Annotated in this window: 15 protein-coding genes; 8 read left to right on the forward strand and 7 right to left on the reverse strand. The window is 63.6% G+C overall.

The genetic code is table 11. The features are described 5' to 3' along the window. Positions 1-127 precede the first annotated feature (127 nt). The 3 genes from WD767_08125 to WD767_08135 all read right to left on the reverse strand — a co-directional run bounded on the left by WD767_08125 (position 128) and on the right by WD767_08135 (position 2,785). Entirely contained in the window at positions 128-1,195 is a 1,068-nt protein-coding gene (locus WD767_08125; protein ID MEX2616046.1) for a FecR family protein, read from the reverse strand. 91 nt (positions 1,196-1,286) lie between these two features. Then, positions 1,287-1,844 carry an RNA polymerase sigma factor gene (locus WD767_08130; protein MEX2616047.1) on the reverse strand — a complete coding sequence of 186 codons (558 nt, stop codon included), beginning with the start codon at positions 1,842-1,844 and terminating at the stop codon, positions 1,287-1,289. 80 nt (positions 1,845-1,924) lie between these two features. Further along, positions 1,925-2,785 carry an SDR family oxidoreductase gene (locus WD767_08135; protein ID MEX2616048.1) on the reverse strand — a complete coding sequence of 287 codons (861 nt, stop codon included), beginning with the start codon at positions 2,783-2,785 and terminating at the stop codon, positions 1,925-1,927. A 225-nt stretch (positions 2,786-3,010) separates the two neighbouring features. On the opposite strand from WD767_08135, the gene WD767_08140 reads away from it, so the two are divergent. Then, entirely contained in the window at positions 3,011-4,504 is a 1,494-nt protein-coding gene (locus WD767_08140; protein MEX2616049.1) for a nodulation protein NfeD, read from the forward strand. A gap of 2 nt (positions 4,505-4,506) precedes the next feature. Then, on the forward strand, positions 4,507-5,271 hold the full coding sequence (locus tag WD767_08145) for a slipin family protein (protein ID MEX2616050.1): 765 nt from the start codon (positions 4,507-4,509) through the stop codon (positions 5,269-5,271). Positions 5,272-5,275: 4 nt separating this feature from the next. On the opposite strand, the gene WD767_08150 is transcribed toward WD767_08145, so the two are convergent. From WD767_08150 to WD767_08160, 3 genes are read right to left on the reverse strand one after another with little or no spacing between them, the layout of a single operon-like run. Then, entirely contained in the window at positions 5,276-6,709 is a 1,434-nt protein-coding gene (locus WD767_08150) for an amidohydrolase family protein (protein MEX2616051.1), read from the reverse strand. Between the two features lie 38 nt (positions 6,710-6,747). Beyond that, positions 6,748-7,071 carry a DUF6295 family protein gene (locus tag WD767_08155; GenBank protein ID MEX2616052.1) on the reverse strand — a complete coding sequence of 108 codons (324 nt, stop codon included), beginning with the start codon at positions 7,069-7,071 and terminating at the stop codon, positions 6,748-6,750. 12 nt (positions 7,072-7,083) lie between these two features. Continuing rightward, positions 7,084-7,827, reverse strand: coding sequence for a dienelactone hydrolase family protein (locus tag WD767_08160; protein MEX2616053.1), 744 nt, complete (start codon positions 7,825-7,827; stop codon positions 7,084-7,086). 368 nt (positions 7,828-8,195) lie between these two features. Between WD767_08160 and WD767_08165 the strand changes: the two genes are divergently transcribed. The 5 genes from WD767_08165 to phoB all read left to right on the forward strand — a co-directional run bounded on the left by WD767_08165 (position 8,196) and on the right by phoB (position 13,467). Beyond that, a complete protein-coding gene (locus WD767_08165; GenBank protein ID MEX2616054.1) occupies positions 8,196-9,560 on the forward strand; it encodes an MmgE/PrpD family protein in 1,365 nt (454 codons plus the stop codon). Between the two features lie 19 nt (positions 9,561-9,579). Further along, positions 9,580-10,593 carry an amidohydrolase family protein gene (locus WD767_08170; GenBank protein ID MEX2616055.1) on the forward strand — a complete coding sequence of 338 codons (1,014 nt, stop codon included), beginning with the start codon at positions 9,580-9,582 and terminating at the stop codon, positions 10,591-10,593. Between the two features lie 94 nt (positions 10,594-10,687). Then, positions 10,688-11,785 (forward strand): ATP-binding protein, encoded by a 1,098-nt coding sequence (locus WD767_08175; protein ID MEX2616056.1) that lies wholly within the window; start codon positions 10,688-10,690, stop codon positions 11,783-11,785. Between the two features lie 246 nt (positions 11,786-12,031). Continuing rightward, on the forward strand, positions 12,032-12,778 hold the full coding sequence (phoU, locus tag WD767_08180; GenBank protein MEX2616057.1) for a phosphate signaling complex protein PhoU: 747 nt from the start codon (positions 12,032-12,034) through the stop codon (positions 12,776-12,778). Further along, positions 12,775-13,467 (forward strand): phosphate regulon transcriptional regulator PhoB, encoded by a 693-nt coding sequence (gene phoB, locus WD767_08185; protein ID MEX2616058.1) that lies wholly within the window; start codon positions 12,775-12,777, stop codon positions 13,465-13,467. Before phoU ends, phoB begins: the two co-directional genes overlap by 4 nt. Positions 13,468-13,473: 6 nt before the next feature. Here the strand turns inward: phoB and WD767_08190 are convergent, their stop codons facing one another. After that, the gene (locus WD767_08190) at positions 13,474-14,874 is read right to left on the reverse strand and encodes a sodium:proline symporter (protein ID MEX2616059.1); all 1,401 of its coding nucleotides are present in this window, start codon (positions 14,872-14,874) and stop codon (positions 13,474-13,476) included. Between the two features lie 192 nt (positions 14,875-15,066). On the opposite strand from WD767_08190, the gene WD767_08195 reads away from it, so the two are divergent. Continuing rightward, positions 15,067-15,543: a pyridoxamine 5'-phosphate oxidase family protein gene (locus WD767_08195; GenBank protein ID MEX2616060.1), complete on the forward strand. Its 477-nt coding sequence runs from the start codon at positions 15,067-15,069 to the stop codon at positions 15,541-15,543. The last annotated feature ends 246 nt before the right edge of the window (positions 15,544-15,789 follow it).

A 15,789-nucleotide genomic window follows, 5' to 3' on the forward strand; every position in this document is an offset into this window, starting at 1 on the left:
GCGGTAATCCAGTAACGGGGCCGTGTTTGTTTTTTGAAAAACATTGCAGACGTCCGTTTTTGCCGTTCCCCGGTCAATTCCCAAGGCGGGCATCAAGGGGCCGCCGCGCGGCTTCGCGGCTCCTGGTCTAATACAGCAGAGTTACGAAAGGGGGCACGGAAACGGCCCGGATATTGAGATTTCGGATGATTGTGGCGAGTGTCGTGTCGGGGTCGCCCGTTTCAAAAACACCGCTGACCTGGCGGGCGGCCAGTGCGGAATCGGTGATCACAATCAAACCACGACGATACCTGTTCAACGCCGTGACAACGTCGCCGAGTGAACGGTGATCGAAAATGATGCGGTTGCGCCGCCATGCCGTAACCTGATCGGGGTTGCCTGTTCGGATAGGGCCAAGTCCGGAATGTCCGTAGCGCACGGACTGTCCGGGCGATACGACTATGTGTTTCACGTCGCCCGTCTCCGTCGAAATCGCAACGTCTACGTCATGTTCCGCTACCGTCACTTCGACAGTATCGCCTGACAGGCGATCGACAACGAAACGGGTCCCCAGCGCCCGCGTCGTCCCGCCGGCGGCCTCGACAATAAAGGGACGGGTCTCCCCGCCGGAAGTCGCCGGAGCCATGGGCGCGGCCAGAAAATATGCCTGACCGGACAGCAGCTTGATGCGGCGCTCATCCGCGGTGAAGGAAACGGCAAACGCGCTGTCCGGGCCAAGTTCCACGGCGCTGCCGTCGGAAAGGTCGATGGACCGGTGCTCGCCGGGCCCGGTACGGTAATCGGCGAACAGCGAAAGTGCCGGGTTCCCTTGCCAGAATCCGGTGCCGCCAATCAGCAGCAGCAAACAGGCGGCGACTGCAGTGACCTGAAACCAGCCGCGGCGGCGGGTGCCACCGGTTCCGGTGCGGAAAGCCGGAACCCGCGCGGGAGGTCGGCGCAGTGGAGGGATATCCTTCGCCAGTGCGCCGGGTGCCCGACGCAATGCACTCAACCTGTCCCAGATCCTGCGCGCTTCATCAAAGGCAGCGCCATGTGACGGGGATTCATCCAGCCAGTTTGCCAGTTCCCGCCGTTCGGTATCGCTCAACGGGTCGCCGCCAAGTCGGGCTGCCCATGCCGCAGCGATCCCGTCTGTGTCGTTTCGCTGGTACTGTGCACCGATCACTTTAGGATCCGATCCCTGGCCCGATATCATGGGAGGTTCCGCTGACCTGTAATCCCGGTATGGAATAGGACGGAAAGGTGGCGGCGATTCGGTAACGATTCCACAAGATAGTTTAAAATAATCACGGCGTGCGCATCCGTTGCATGACGTGTTTTACCGCCTTTGCCAAATGCTTCTGTACCGAACTGTCTGAGATTTCGAGCCGAACCGCTACCGCCCGATAGGTCAGCCCTTCTATCCGGGCTAGCGCAAAAACCTGCCTTGTCCGCTCGGGCAATTCCAGCAGGGCGGCTCGCAATCGGTCCAGTTCGTCCTGTCCGCCGATGGTTTGCTCGGCGGAAGGTCTGTCATCCCGAATTCCATCCAGTACGTCAGCCGCTACCGGATCCGTCTCCTCATGCGATTCCCGGCGCAGATGATCGATGGCGAGGTTATGTGCCGTGCGATAGAGATAGGACCGGTGATGGACGATAACGGTCGCCGGATGGCCCCGGCTGTACTCCGAAAATCGTAAAAATGTTTCCTGCGTCAAGTCGGCTGCGACCTCCGCATTCCGCAACTTGCCCATCAGGTATGCCTGCAACTCTCGCCGATGTGCGAGAAACAATGCCTTGATGTCTATGCTCGACAATGAAGAGGTCCGGTACACGTTTGCACATTCTGACAGGACGCCGACCATAGTTTATTTGCGAACCATTCGCAATAATGAACCGCGCTCGCGTCGTAAATCCGCAAACCGCCCGGCGCCGAAGCGGGCCCTCAGTGACTCGGCTTCGTCACAAACGGCGTCAGTTGCAACTCGTGCGTCCAGCAACTGCGGTCCTGGGTGTGCAGGTAGTAGAACGCCTCGGCGATCTTGACCGGGTTCATCACGATGTCGGGATTGGCCTGCGCCTTGGGCAGCGCCCGCGTGCCGGGCGAGTCGATCGTGCCGTCGATCACGATATTGGCGACATGTATGCCGTGTTCGGAATATTCCTCGGTCAGCACCTGCGCCAGCGTGCGCATCATCACGCGCGGGTAGTACAGCGACTCGCCGGTGTTGCGCTTCGTGCCGCGCAGCGACTTTGAATTGTTGGAAAACAGGAACGTGCCCGCGCCCTTCCTGCGCATGGCGGGCAGCACCTCCTTCGCCACCAGGAACGGCCCCCGGCTGGCGATGTGCTGGGCGGTGTCGAACATTTCCACCGGGATGTGCTCCAGCAGTTCCTTTTCTTTCGGCAGGTCGCGCCCCTCCAGGTAACCGGCGTTATAGACCAGCACGTCGGGGTCGCCAGCCTCGGCGCGGATCGTGGCGAAGGCGTCCCTGACCGACGCGTCGGACGCGAGATCCAGCTCCACGATCAGGCAGTCCCCGCCCTGCGCGCGGATCGCCTCCGCCAGCGCCGCGGCATTGGCCGCCCTGCGCGTCGTCAGCACGGTGAAGAAGCCCTCGCCTGCAAACTTCTGCGCGATGGCGCCGCCGATTCCCCAGCGGATGCCGACCGGCAGGGCGCTGTCGTCGAGGTCATGGCCATGCGCCAGTTTCGTGTTACGCCCGTCGGACTGCCACTTGGAGGTGGCGCCGATCACCACCGCGACCGGCTTGCCCGTCGCGTTCGCCCTGCTGCTGTCGTTCACCGGAAACTCCCTGTCTTTACTGTTGATGCGGAATTGTTCACGGCGCGCCTATCGGGCCGTCCGCCTGGCGGGTATCCCGACCGGATTGCGTTCCGGCAGCATGCCATCCTTCCCATTGCCGCGGAAGCCCACCGCGTAGCGTCAACCGGTCGCCCGCGGCCCGGCCGAAGGGCTACCACAGGTTGCCTGAACCGCGTTGCGGCTTATCTAACTGGTATGTCCATAATGACCGGTATCGCCTTTCGGCGCCTGACGGCAGGGCTGTTTCTTGTCATGGGAATGGCCGGCCTTGTCTGGGGCCAGACCTCCCCGGACGGATCGAGCGCCCAACGGGTTGCCCTGCTCGCCGCGGTAGAGGGGCCTATCGGCCCCGCCACCTTGCGCCATGTCGAGCGGGTTGTCGACATCGCGCGGGAACGCGAGGCGGCCGTCCTGATTCTGCGGCTGGATACGCCCGGCGGTCTGGCCACCAGCATGCGCGAAGTTATCTCCGCTATCCTTGCTTCTACCGTGCCGGTGGCCGGATATGTGGCGCCGTCGGGCGCGCACGCGGCAAGCGCCGGCACCTATATCCTCTATGCGACGCATATTGCGGCGATGGCGCCCGGGACCAATCTTGGCGCGGCGACGCCGGTACAGATTGGCGGCGGCGGTCTGCCCGGCCTACCTTCCGATCCGCCGCGCGAGAACGGCGAAACGGAGAAGGGTTCCGAATCCGGCGACACGGGGCAGGGTTCCGAATCCGGCGACAAGGGCCCGAAAGACCCGGCGCCGGCCGGCGGGACCATGTCGAGGAAGGCGGTCAATGACGCCGTTGCCTTCATCCGCAGCCTCGCCCACATGCACGGCCGCAACGCGGAATGGGCCGAGGAAGCGGTGCGCGAAGCGGCAAGCCTGTCGGCCATTGAGGCGCGGGACAGGAATGTCGTCGATATCGTCGCGCCGGATACCGCCGCGCTGCTGGATGCGATGGACGGCCGTACCGTCACCGCCGGCGGCAGGGAGGTGACGCTGGCGACCCGGGATCTGACCGTCGAGCACATCGACCAGGACTTCGTCACAGAGGCGCTGTCCATCCTGACGAATCCGAATGTCGCCATGATACTGATGCTGATCGGCGTCTACGGGATCATCTTCGAGTTCATCAATCCCGGCAGTATCGGGCCGGGTGTGGCGGGCGCGATCTGCCTGGTGCTTGGCCTGTACTCGCTGAACCAGCTGCCGCTCAACTATGCCGGGCTGGCGCTGGTTATTCTTGGTATCGTCTTCATGCTTGCGGAGGCCTTTACCCCCACCTTCGGGGTGCTGGGCGCCGGCGGGCTCGCCGCCTTCGTGATCGGCGCCGCGATGCTGGTCGATACCGACGTGCCGGCGTTCCAGCTGTCCTGGTGGATGATCGGGATCATGGGCGCGCTCAGCGCCGCCTTCCTGATCTTTATCGTCGGTTATATGTGGAAGGTCTATCGCCGACCCGGCCGGCGCGATGCGCCGAAGATGGTCGGCGTCGAAGGCGAGGTTCTCGACTGGGCCGGTGGTGAAGGCCATGTCTGGGCGCATGGCGAGCGCTGGTCCGCGCGTGGCGCCGTCGCGGAATCCGGAAGCGGGGCGATACGCGTTGTCGATATGGACGGGCTTACCCTGATCGTCGAGCCTGTCGACAAGGATGGCGCCGCCGCCGGAACATCAAATGAAGGCGCTCTGCCGAACAAGGGAGACTAACCATGTTTTTCGATTCAATAGCCTATGTCGCCATTCTCGCTCTGGTCATCGGGTTCCTTGTCCTCGCGATCCGGATTTTTCGCGAGTACGAGCGCGGCGTCGTATTCACGCTCGGCCGTTATACCAAGGTAGCCGGGCCCGGCTTCGTCATGATCATTCCCTTCATCCAGCAGGTCGTGCGCACCGACCTGCGCACCTTTGTCGAGGACGTACCCACCCAGGACGTCATCTCGCGCGACAACGTGTCGGTGAAAGTGAATGCCGTGATCTATTACCGGGTCGTCGACGCGGAGCACGCCATCGTCAACGTGGAAAATTTCCGCGACGCGACCAGCCAGCTGGCGCAGACGACGCTGCGTTCCGTGCTGGGCAAGCACGAACTGGACGAGATGCTGGCCGAGCGCGACAAACTGAACGCGGACATCCAGGAAATCCTCGACCGCCAGACGGACGCCTGGGGCATCAAGGTCGCCAATGTGGAAATCAAGCATGTCGATCTGGACGACAGCATGATCCGGGCCATCGCCCGCCAGGCGGAGGCGGAACGCGACCGTCGCGCCCGCATCATCAACGCCGAGGGCGAGCAGCAGGCGGCGCAGAAACTGGTTGAGGCCGGCGAACTCCTGATGAAGGAGCCCGGCGCGATGCAATTGCGTTTCTATGCGGCGCTACAGGACGTTTCCGCCAACGCCGCGTCGACCGTTGTCATTCCCTTCCCCGCCAGTCTGCTGCCGGTGGGCACCCCGCGCGATACGAAGTCAGGGTGATGTATCAAAGTGCCGGCCGGTTCCGGATGTCCTCGGCGATTTTTCGCTTGAGCAGCCTGCCGTCCTTCACATCGCCGTGGAAGGCGCCGTCTTCCATCATCACCTTGCCGCGCAGGATTGTCAGGCTTGGCCAGACCTCCGCTTCGTAGCCCTCCCAGGGCGTGTAATCGGTCTCGTGCAGCCGGGCGGCGGTGACGGTGCGCCGCGCCGCCGGGTCCAGCACCGTGATATCCGCGTCGCTGCCCGCCGCCAGCACGCCCTTCTTCGGGTACAGGCCCATCAGTTTCGCCGCGTTGGTCGAGACCATGTCGGTGAACTTGCGCAGGCTGTAGCCGCGTTTCGTCACCATTTCCGTATACATCACCGAAACCCGCGGCTCGCAGCCCGCATTGCCGCCGGTGACATCGTCGATGCGATGCCCCTGGGTCTTGGTCGACAGGGTGCAGCAGATTTCATCGGTGGCGATCGTGCTGATCGACCCGTTGAGTTGCCCGCGCCACAGCGCTTCCTGGTCCGAAGTTTCCTTCAGGCTGGGATAGGTGTGATAGATCTGGCCGTTGGGCCGTTTGTAATGGTCATGGGTGAACATCAGGTACTGGTGGAGGGTTTCGCCATAGATCGGGAATCCCCTGGCGCGGGACGATTCAATGGCGGCAACGCCGGTGGCGGCGGAAACATGCATCATGTACAGCGGCGTGCCGTCGACATGCTCCGCCAGCCGGATGATGCGGCGGAAGGACAGATCCTCCGACATCGAATTATGCACTTCCGCCATGTTCTCGAAGCCGGTGCGGCCTTCCCGCGTCAGCACGTCATACATATGCATGACGATCTCGTCGTCCTCGGCATGGATGGCGCCGATGCCGCCCTCGCGTTTCAGCACCTTGAAGATTTCCCAGATATGGCCGTGGGTGATCTTGCGGCCCCGGCGGGACGGGGTGATGTCGGTGGTGAATATCTTGATCGAGGGGTAGCCGTCCTGGATCGCCTCGCCGACCTGCGGCAGGATCTCCGGCGGGATCGCGCCCTGCAGCATGACGTGGTAGCCGTAATCGGCATAACACTTGCCGGACCAGTCCTGCTTGCGGATGTTGATCGCCTCCTCGACCGTCTGGCCGGGCTGCCAGGTGGCGAAGTCAAGCAGGGTCGTGGTGCCGCCGTGGATGGCGGCGCGGCTCACCACGTCGGGGCCGTCGGTCAGTCCGGCCACGCCGCCTTCGCCAACCGCCGGGATATGCCACAGCGAATGGATATGCGGGTCGATGCCGCCGGGAATGACTATCTTCCCGGTGGCGTCAATTACACGCCCCGCCTGGCTGTCATCGAAGGCGCCGGGCGCGGCGATCGCGGCGATGGTCTCGCCGGCGATGCAGATATCCCACCGCCCCGTTCCTTCGGACGTGACCACCCGGTCGCCGCGAACGATCAGGTCAAACATGATGTATCCCCCCTGTGCGCCGCGCCGCCGCCCGATTTCTATTCGGCGGCGAGGGCCTGTCTGCGGAAGCGCGGATGGGCCGGGCCGGCATATTCGACCCGCATCCCTTCCTCCGCATCGGCCTCCGCGATCACCTTGCCCAGCGCGGCATAAAGCGCCTTTGCGGAATCGAGGCTCAGTTCCACCGCCGCCCGCGCGCCGGGGTCCATGTCCCGGTTGGTGAAGTCGAGGAGAACCGCGTCCTCATCCAGCGCGCGTTGCGGGTGGTCATAGGCGACGACCGAATGGGTCAGCCTGAACCAGCCGTCCCGGTCGCGGGCCGCGCCCTCCGCTTCGGCGATTTCAACGATAGAGGTGCACATGAACCGACCCTCCTATTTCAGGTGCTTGCCGAAGAAGGCGAAGATCTTTTCCCAGCCATCCAGCGCCTGCTCCACGCGGTACAGGGGACGGTGGTAGTAGAAGAAACCGTGCCCGGCGCCGTCATAGCGGTGGAATTCGTAATCCTTGCCGTGCTTCTTCAACTCGGCTTCATGCAGGTCGACCTGTTCCGGGCTCGGCGCGCGGTCGTCATTACCGAACAGCCCCAGGATCGGGCAGGACAGGTCCTTCGTCATGTCGAGCGGCTGCACCGGCTGTTTCTCCGGCCGGTCGTCTTCCGCCTGCACCACGCGGCCGCCCCATTGTTCGACGACGGCATCGATGCTTTTCGTGTTGCAGGCATACATGAAGGCCTGCCGCCCGCCGGAACAGCTGCCGATCACGCCGACCTTGCCATTGCTGTAGGGCTGCGCCTTGATCCACTGCACGGCGGCTTCGGTATCGGCGATCACCTGGCTGTCGGCGACGCCGCCTTCGGCCCGCGCCTTGGCGGCGACATCGTCCGCATCGCCCTGGCCGACGCGCTCATACAGGTTGTGGCTGATCGCGGCATAGCCGTGATGGGCAAACTTGCGGGTCTGTTCGCGGTAGAATTCGCCCCAGCCCGGCAGGTGATGGATCAGTACGACGCAGGGAAACGGCCCCGGGCCCATGGGCCGCGCCGTATAGGCCGAGACCGGATCGTTATTGTCGCCCCGGATGGTGATCATCTCGCAGATCATGCTTTCATACGCCATTTTTCATTTCCTCCCCTGGAGTGGATTATGTGGGCGCCGCCGCCCCTTCGGGACGCGCGCATGACGAAAGACTAGCACAACAGCGCCCGCGGCAAAGCCTCTTGCATCACGGCGTTCCGTGGCAAGGGTTTCGGACGTTTTTGTATCGCTGACCGGTCCCGTTGAGGTTGGGGTTACCGGAATGCTAGATCAGATCGTATTCGATTGGAATCGCCTCCGGCGATCCAACCGAATACGTGAATCTGATCTATCCTATTGAAGATATAGCACCTTCACAGGTTTGAATGGAACCTGTTGCGGTTCCATTCAAACCTGATGTGCTATAGCCTAGACTTCCGTCGTTCCCCCTACAATCAGGACAAGCCGCCATGCCAGATGCCAATCCTCCTGCCGCCGGTGCGGTAACCCGCCGGCTGGCCCGTTTCGTCCACGACACGCGGTGGCGCGACATACCCGAAGCGGTGCGGCATGAGGCGAAGCGGTCGCTGCTGAACGGGTTCGCGACGGCGCTGGGCGGCTGCCGCGAGCCGGCAATCGACAAGTACCTTGCCGTGCTGGGCCCGTTTGCCGGGAGCCGGGGGGCCGGGATCATCGGGCGGGCGGAACGTGTCGACATGCTGCTCGCGGCCTGTGTGAACGCCATGAGCGCCAATATCTTCGACTACGACGATACCCATCCGAACACGATCATCCACCCGACCGCGCCGGTCGCGCCGGCCCTGTTCGCCCATGCGGAAATCGCGCGGTGCAGCGGCGCGGACCTGCTGCGGGCGTTCATTCTCGGCGGCGAGATCGAATGCCGGATCGGCAATGCGGTGTCGCCCTATCATTACGGGCGCGGCTGGCACATCACCTCGACCTGCGGCATTTTCGGCGCGGCGGTGGGCGTTGGCGCGCTGGCCGGCCTCACGGAGGAACAGTTCGGCTGGGCGCTGGGCAACGCCTCCGCGCAGGCCTCCGGGCTGGTCGAAACCCTGGGCACCATGTCCAAGAGCATCAGCGTCGGCAATGCGGCGCGCAACGGGATGGCCTCCGCCCTGCTGGCGGCGGAAGGATTTTCCGGCCCGGCGGCGCCGCTGGAAGGCGCGCGCGGGTTCCTGCCGGTCTATGCGGATGACCCGAAAACCGATGCCCTGTTCGACGGGCTGGGCGAGGTTTGGGAAATCGCCCGGAACACCTACAAGCCCTATCCGACCGGCATCGTCCTCAACCCGGTGATGGAGGCCTGCATCAGGCTGCACGGCGCGGGCGCCTTCGCGGTCGAGGATGTGGCCGAGGTGACGCTGACCGGGCACCCGTTCCTGCAGCAGCGGACGGACCGGCCCGACGTCGCCACCGGCCGCGAATCGCAGGTCAGCGCCCAGCACGCCATCGCCATCGCGCTGCGGCGGGGCCGCGCGGGCCTGTCGGAATTCAGCGACGAGGCCGTGGCCGAAACCCTGCGGGACGGGATCCGCCCGACCGTGCGCTTCGTCGATGACGACAGCTACGATATCGAAGGGGTGAAGATGCTGGTCCGCACGAAACAGGGCGCGGAGCACATGGTGGAAATCGCCGACACCCAGGGCGGTTCGCGCAACCCGATGAGCGACGCGGGCCTGAACGGGAAGCTGGCCATGCTGGCGGAATATGGCGGCTTCGGCGCGGATGTGACGCCGCTGGCGGATGCCGTCTGGTCGCTGGATACGGCGGCGGATGCGGGCGCGGTCATGGCGCTGTGCACGAAACGTTAAGGGGCGGGGGAGGGATATCATGATCGAGCCATCGAATGCCGGCTGGCTGGCCCAGGTGACCGAAGACGCGCTGGAACCGGGACTGCCGATCTGCGATCCGCATCATCACCTCTGGGATGCCCGGGACGGGCAGGTGGCGCGCCGTTACATGATCGACGAGATCAAAAGCGACCTCGATTCCGGCCATAATATCGTCTCGACCGTCTTCATCGAACACCTCTCCATGTTCCGCGCCGATGGCCCCGACGAAATGAAATATGTCGGCGAGGTCGAATTCGCCAACGGCATCGCGGCGATGGCGGCATCAGGGCTATACGGGAAAACGCGGGTCGCGGCCGGGATCGTCGGCTATGCGGACCTGTCCGCCGGCGCCCGGGTGAAGGCCGTGCTGGAAGCGGAAATCGCCGCCGCGCCCGCGCGGATGAAAGGAATCCGCTGCACAGGCGCCTGGGACCCGGACCCGCGCATCGCCCGGTCGGAACGGCCGGGGCTGTATATGGATGCCGGGTTCCGCGCCGGGTTTGCGGAACTGGCGCCGCTGGGCCTGAGTTTCGACCTGCCCTGCCGCTACCGCCAGCTTGGCGAAGTGGCGGATTTGGCGCGGGCGTTTCCGGAAACGGCGGTCATCCTGAACCATGTCGGCGGCATTGTCGGGATTGGCGAATATGCCGGACGGCGGGATGAGATTTTCGATGCCTGGAAAACAGGCCTGACCGGGGTCGCGTCCTGCCCCAATGTCGTCGTCAAGCTGGGTGGATTGTGTATGGACTACTGCGGCTTCAACTGGCAGTGCAATCCGGCGCCGCCGGACAGCGCGGCGCTTGCCGGGGCGCAGCGCCCGTATTTCGAGGCGGCCATCGAGTTGTTCGGCCCCGATCGCTGCATGTTCGAGTCCAACTTTCCGGTCGACAAGATCAGTTGCGGCTACGGCGTGCTGTGGAATTCCTTCAAGCGCGTCACCGAAGGATACACGGCCGGTGAAAAGGCGAAGCTGTTTCACGACACGGCGGTGCGGGTGTATCGGCTGGGCTGAGGCCGGTTATCCCGCGAGGTTTGACAGGGAAGCGGGGTTCGCAGCAGAGTGCGGCGCGAATTTCAGACCGTTCAGCGCAACAGGGTGGAACGCCGTGCCGGAAGATACCCGAAAGACAATGTCGGACCTGGATGTCCTCGACGGCATTCCCGATCCCGTCATTCTGTTGAATTCGAAGCGGCGGGTTGTGCGGATCAACCGCGCCGCGCTGAATTTCTTCGACATGGCGTTTCAGGGCCGCGACCTGGCGTTTCTGATCCGGCACCCGAATGTCCTGTCGGCGGTGGACGCCACGCTGTCCGGCGGCGGGGCGCAGCGCGAGGATATCTCCATCGCGCAGGACGTGACGCGGCAGTTTACGGTGCATGTTTCGCCGATGCGGATTGAAAGGCACACCGATGGGCTGGGCGCGATGGTGGCGATGCATGATGTCACGGCCGCCCGGAACGCGGAGGAGATGCGCGCGGATTTCGTCGCCAATGTCAGCCACGAGCTGCGCTCGCCGCTGTCGTCGCTGGTCGGGTTTATCGAGACGCTGCGCGGCGTCGCCAGCGACGACCCCGCGGCGCAGAAGCGGTTTCTCACCATCATGGAAAGCGAGGCGCAGCGGATGACGCGGCTGATCGGCGACCTGCTGTCGCTGTCCCGGGTCGAAGCCGACGAGCATATCCCGCCGGAAGACTATGTCCGGCTTTCCGACCTGCTGGGCAGCGTCGTCGATTCCCTGTCGGTCCGCGCGGCAAAGCATCGCATGGGGATCGATCTCGAAATCCAGCCCAACCTGCCCGCCGTCATCGGCGAGCAGGATGAACTGGTGATGGTCTTCCAGAACCTCGTGACCAACGCGATCAGTTACGGGCGCGAAGGGACCCGGATTTCGGTGACGGCGAAAACCGTTGACCGCATCCCCAATCTCGGCGACCCTGGCGTGGCGGTCTGCGTCGCCGATATCGGCGAAGGCATTGCGCCGGACCAGATTCCGCGCCTGACCGAACGGTTCTACCGGGTGGACAAGGGGCGGTCGCGGTCGATGGGCGGCACCGGGCTGGGTCTGGCGATCGTGAAGCATATCGTCAGCCGCCATCGCGGCCGTCTTGCCATCGAAAGCAAGCTGGGCGTCGGCAGCCGGTTTACCGTGTATCTGCCGCATGACGGGACCGGCGCGCGATCGAAACCCGCCAACGCCCCGTGACCCGCGTCAAGCCGGCGCTTGTCATATTACGGTAACAAAAGTGTTATAAAAGAGCAGTGAGTCAGATCTAGGTTACCCTGCGTTTGGACAGGCCATCCGGCAGGAGCAAGGAAAGAGCAATCAACTCGGGCGCCGGTGTCGACACGCCTGACATCACCAATGCCTCGCGCCCGATCAAGAAGCCCGAAGACAAACGAACCGCATCCTGTAATACCGGCCGGATCGTCCAGAAGGAAAGAAGCAGAAATGGCAGCAGATCATATTGTCCGCTCGTTCGACGAGGATCTGACCAGGCTCGATAACATGATCGTCGAAATGGGCGGTCTCGCGGAAATGCAGCTGTCGCAGGCAATCGAGGCGCTGGTGCGCCGCGACGTGAATCTGGCCGAATCGGTCGCCGCGGGCGATGCCCGGATCGACGCGCTGGAACGCGAAGTGGATATCTTTACCGTCGACGTGCTGGCCCGACGGCAGCCGATGGCGGCCGACCTTCGGCTGGTGATTTCCGCCCTGAAGGCGGCGAACGATCTGGAGCGGATCGGCGATCTGTCCCGCAATATCTGCAAGCGGACCATGGCGCTGGCGCGGACTCCGCCGATGGGCAGCGCCATGAATACGGTCGCCCGGATGAGCCGTCTGGTGCAGGAAATGATCCGTAACGTGCTGGACGCCTATATCAAGCGGGATGTCGATATGGCGAACGACGTCTGGGCCCGCGACCAGGAAGTCGACCAGTTGCATACCAGCCTGTTCCGCGAATTGCTGACCTATATGATGGAAGATCCGCGCAATATCACCGCATGCACGCATCTGCTGTTCATTGCCAAGAACGTCGAACGCATGGGTGACCACGTGACGAATATCGCCGAATACATCCGGATGATGGTCCTGGGCGAAATGCATGATGAAATGCGGCCCAAGGATGACCAGAGCAGCATGACGGTCATTTCATCGGATGCGGTTGACGCCAGGAAAAGTACGGAATCCCCATGAAACCCTTTATCCTGATTGTCGAGGACGAACCGCCCCAGGCGGAACTGCTGTCCTATAACCTGGAGCGCGAGGGGTATCGGACCCGCGTCGCCAGCGACGGCGACGAGGCGCTCGCGCTGGCGTCGGAGGACCCGCCGGACCTGATCGTGCTGGACTGGATGATGCCGGAAATATCCGGTATCGAGGTCTGCCGTCAGTTGCGCCGGCGGGCCGATGCGAAAAACCTGCCGATCATCATGCTGACGGCGCGCGGCGAGGAAGCGGACCGCGTTCGCGGGCTCGATTCCGGCGCCGACGACTACATGGTGAAACCCTATTCGCCGGGTGAAATGGTGGCGCGGATCCGCGCATTGCTGCGCCGCACCCGCCCCGGGTTCAGCGACGAGACGCTGGAATATGGCGGCGTCGTCATGGACCTGGCGGCCCACAAGGTCACCTGTAACGGTAAACCGGTGCGGCTGGGCCCGACGGAATACCGGCTGCTGCTGACCCTGATCGAACGTCCCGGCCGGGTGTTCTCGCGCGAGCAGTTGCTGGACCTGGCCTGGGGCCGGGAAATCTATGTGGAGCAGCGCACGGTGGACGTACATATCCGGCGGCTGCGCAAGGCGCTGTCCGATGCCGGCAGCGAGGACCTGATTCGCACCGTTCGCGGCGCGGGATATTCGCTCGACACCGATAATTGCTGATTGTCGTCAGGAGTGTTGCAGCCGGGTTGTCCGGGTCATCGCGCCCAGCGCGAAGGCGGCGAAACCGAGCCCCAGCACCGCGCCGCATATCCACAGCAGCAGCGTGTATTTGTGGATCCCGCCGCTCAGGGCCTGCACCGCCGGGTGCCCGTTGAGGAAATACAGCGCCGCCCCGGCAATCGCCACGGCGAAGGCGATCAGGTAACTCCATAGCGGGATATCCCGCCCGCCGAACAGCGAGAAGACGATCACCGGGGCCAGGAACATCGACGCGGTGCCCGAAACGGCGACCGCCGCATAGAGGTCTTCCGTCCCGGCCAGCAGGAACAGCAGCCCGCCCAGCATGAACAGCGCCATCGCGATCCGCCCGTTGGCGGCGGTGACCGCGCCCAGCCGCATTTCGACAACCGCCAGCCGCGCCGCCGAGGACAGCGCGGAATCGAGCGTGGACATGGCCGATACCAGCAATGCGGCATTCAGACAGAAGATGACGGCGGGGTTGAACATGCGCATCCAGACCGCCGCCATCGCCTCGCCTTCCTGCGCGACAAGCCCGGCCTGCGCGCCGAACAGCCCGAACAGGAAGATGCAGCCGGCGGAAATCCAGAACGCATGCAGAAACGACAGCCTTGTCGTCCGCCGGTCCGCCAGGAAGCCCCGGTCGATCATCACCGGGTCATGCGCCGGGTAGCTGAGCACCTGCAGCGCGGCGACGGCCAGCAATATCCAGCCAGGGGCCGGGCCCGATACGCCGGGCGCGGACAGCGCCGTCGCCAGTTCGAATTCGGGTGCGGCGAACAGGGCTACCGCCGCGACCGCCAGAACAACGAGGAACAGCAGCATCTGCGCGACATCGGTCCGCAGGGAGGCGCGCAGCCCGCCCATCATCGAATAGGTCAGCCCGACCAGCACGAATGCGGTGATGGCGAGTTCGCGGGCATAGGCGTAGCCGGAAAAGGCGGCGGCGAAGATCACGCCGACCACCAGCAGGTTGGCGAAGACTTCCGACATCAGCCGCAGGGCGACCACGGCGTTGTAGCAGGCGACGCCGGCCGCGCCGAACCGGTCGCGCAGGAAGTCCTGCAGCGACGCGGCGCCATGGCGGAACCGGACGCGGTCGACGATGACGGCGCCAGTCAGGAAGGATGCGTAATAGGTCGTATAGGCCAGCACGCCGGCGATGCCGTAATAGAATCCCAGGATCGCCGCGTTCATCAGCGATCGGGCGAATATCCAGGTCGTGACCTGGCTGAGCACCAGCGTCCACAACCCAGGCGCACGGCCGGTTTCGTCGCGTCCGGAAAAGAAACCGTCCACGCCCGTTACCCGCGGCGACAGCACAAGGCTGACCACGGCGATGACGGTCACAAAGGCGACGAGCGCCAGGGGATCGGCAAAATAGGACAAGACAACAACTTTCTGAAGCAGAACTGAGGATCACAGATAACCCGTGCACGGGTTATCTGTCGCCTCACATTCGCGCGATTCCGCCGCCGTTCCGCGTGACGGGATTGGTGCCGTTCGAATGGCGCGTTTGGACCCTGCGGGGGTACGTTCGATAGTCTAAAGAAGAGAAAGGTTTATTAGCGGAGGAAACGGATGCTGACCGACGACATGAAACGCGTGATCCGCGAACAGAAACTGGGCTTCCTGGCGAGCGTCAATGCGGACGGCACGCCCAACCTTTCGCCCAAGGCGACCTATATCGTCCTCGACGATACCACGATTGCCTTCGTCGAACTGCGGTCGCCGAACACGATGCGCAACCTTGCGCGCAATCCCTCGGTGGCGCTGAATTTCGTCGATCCCTTCGTGCGCAAGGGCTACCGGTTCCAGGGGCGCGCCACCGCCGTGATGCGGGGCGCCGACGGCTTCGATGCGCTGTTCGCCCGGTTCGGCGATCTGGGCGGACTGGCGGAGGCGGTGCGCGCGGTCGTGCGCATCGACCTTGAGGAAGCCGACGCCCTGATTTCCCCCGCCTATGACCGGGGGGCGACCGAACATTCCCTGCGACAGGACTGGACCCGGAAATTCCGCGACATGCAGCCCGGCGGTATCTTCGACACGGGCGTTTAGGCGCTTACCGAATGCGCGGCGTACCCGGAAAATCTTGGATGAGCTCCGGTGGCGGGTACTTGAAACTGGAAGTGAAAGCATTATATTCCTATTATTCGGTTGTGGCCATGATCCGCCGCCCGATATCGGAAAATGCAAATAAAAGCCAACCATTGCCAATGAAATCAGGATATCGCCAGGGGCAGCACCGCCAATCGATGTTAACCGATGTTAAGGGATGTTAAGGGATGTTAATCCGCGCGTAAT

The sequence above is a fragment of the Alphaproteobacteria bacterium genome, assembly GCA_040905865.1.
Lineage (GTDB): Bacteria > Pseudomonadota > Alphaproteobacteria > UBA8366.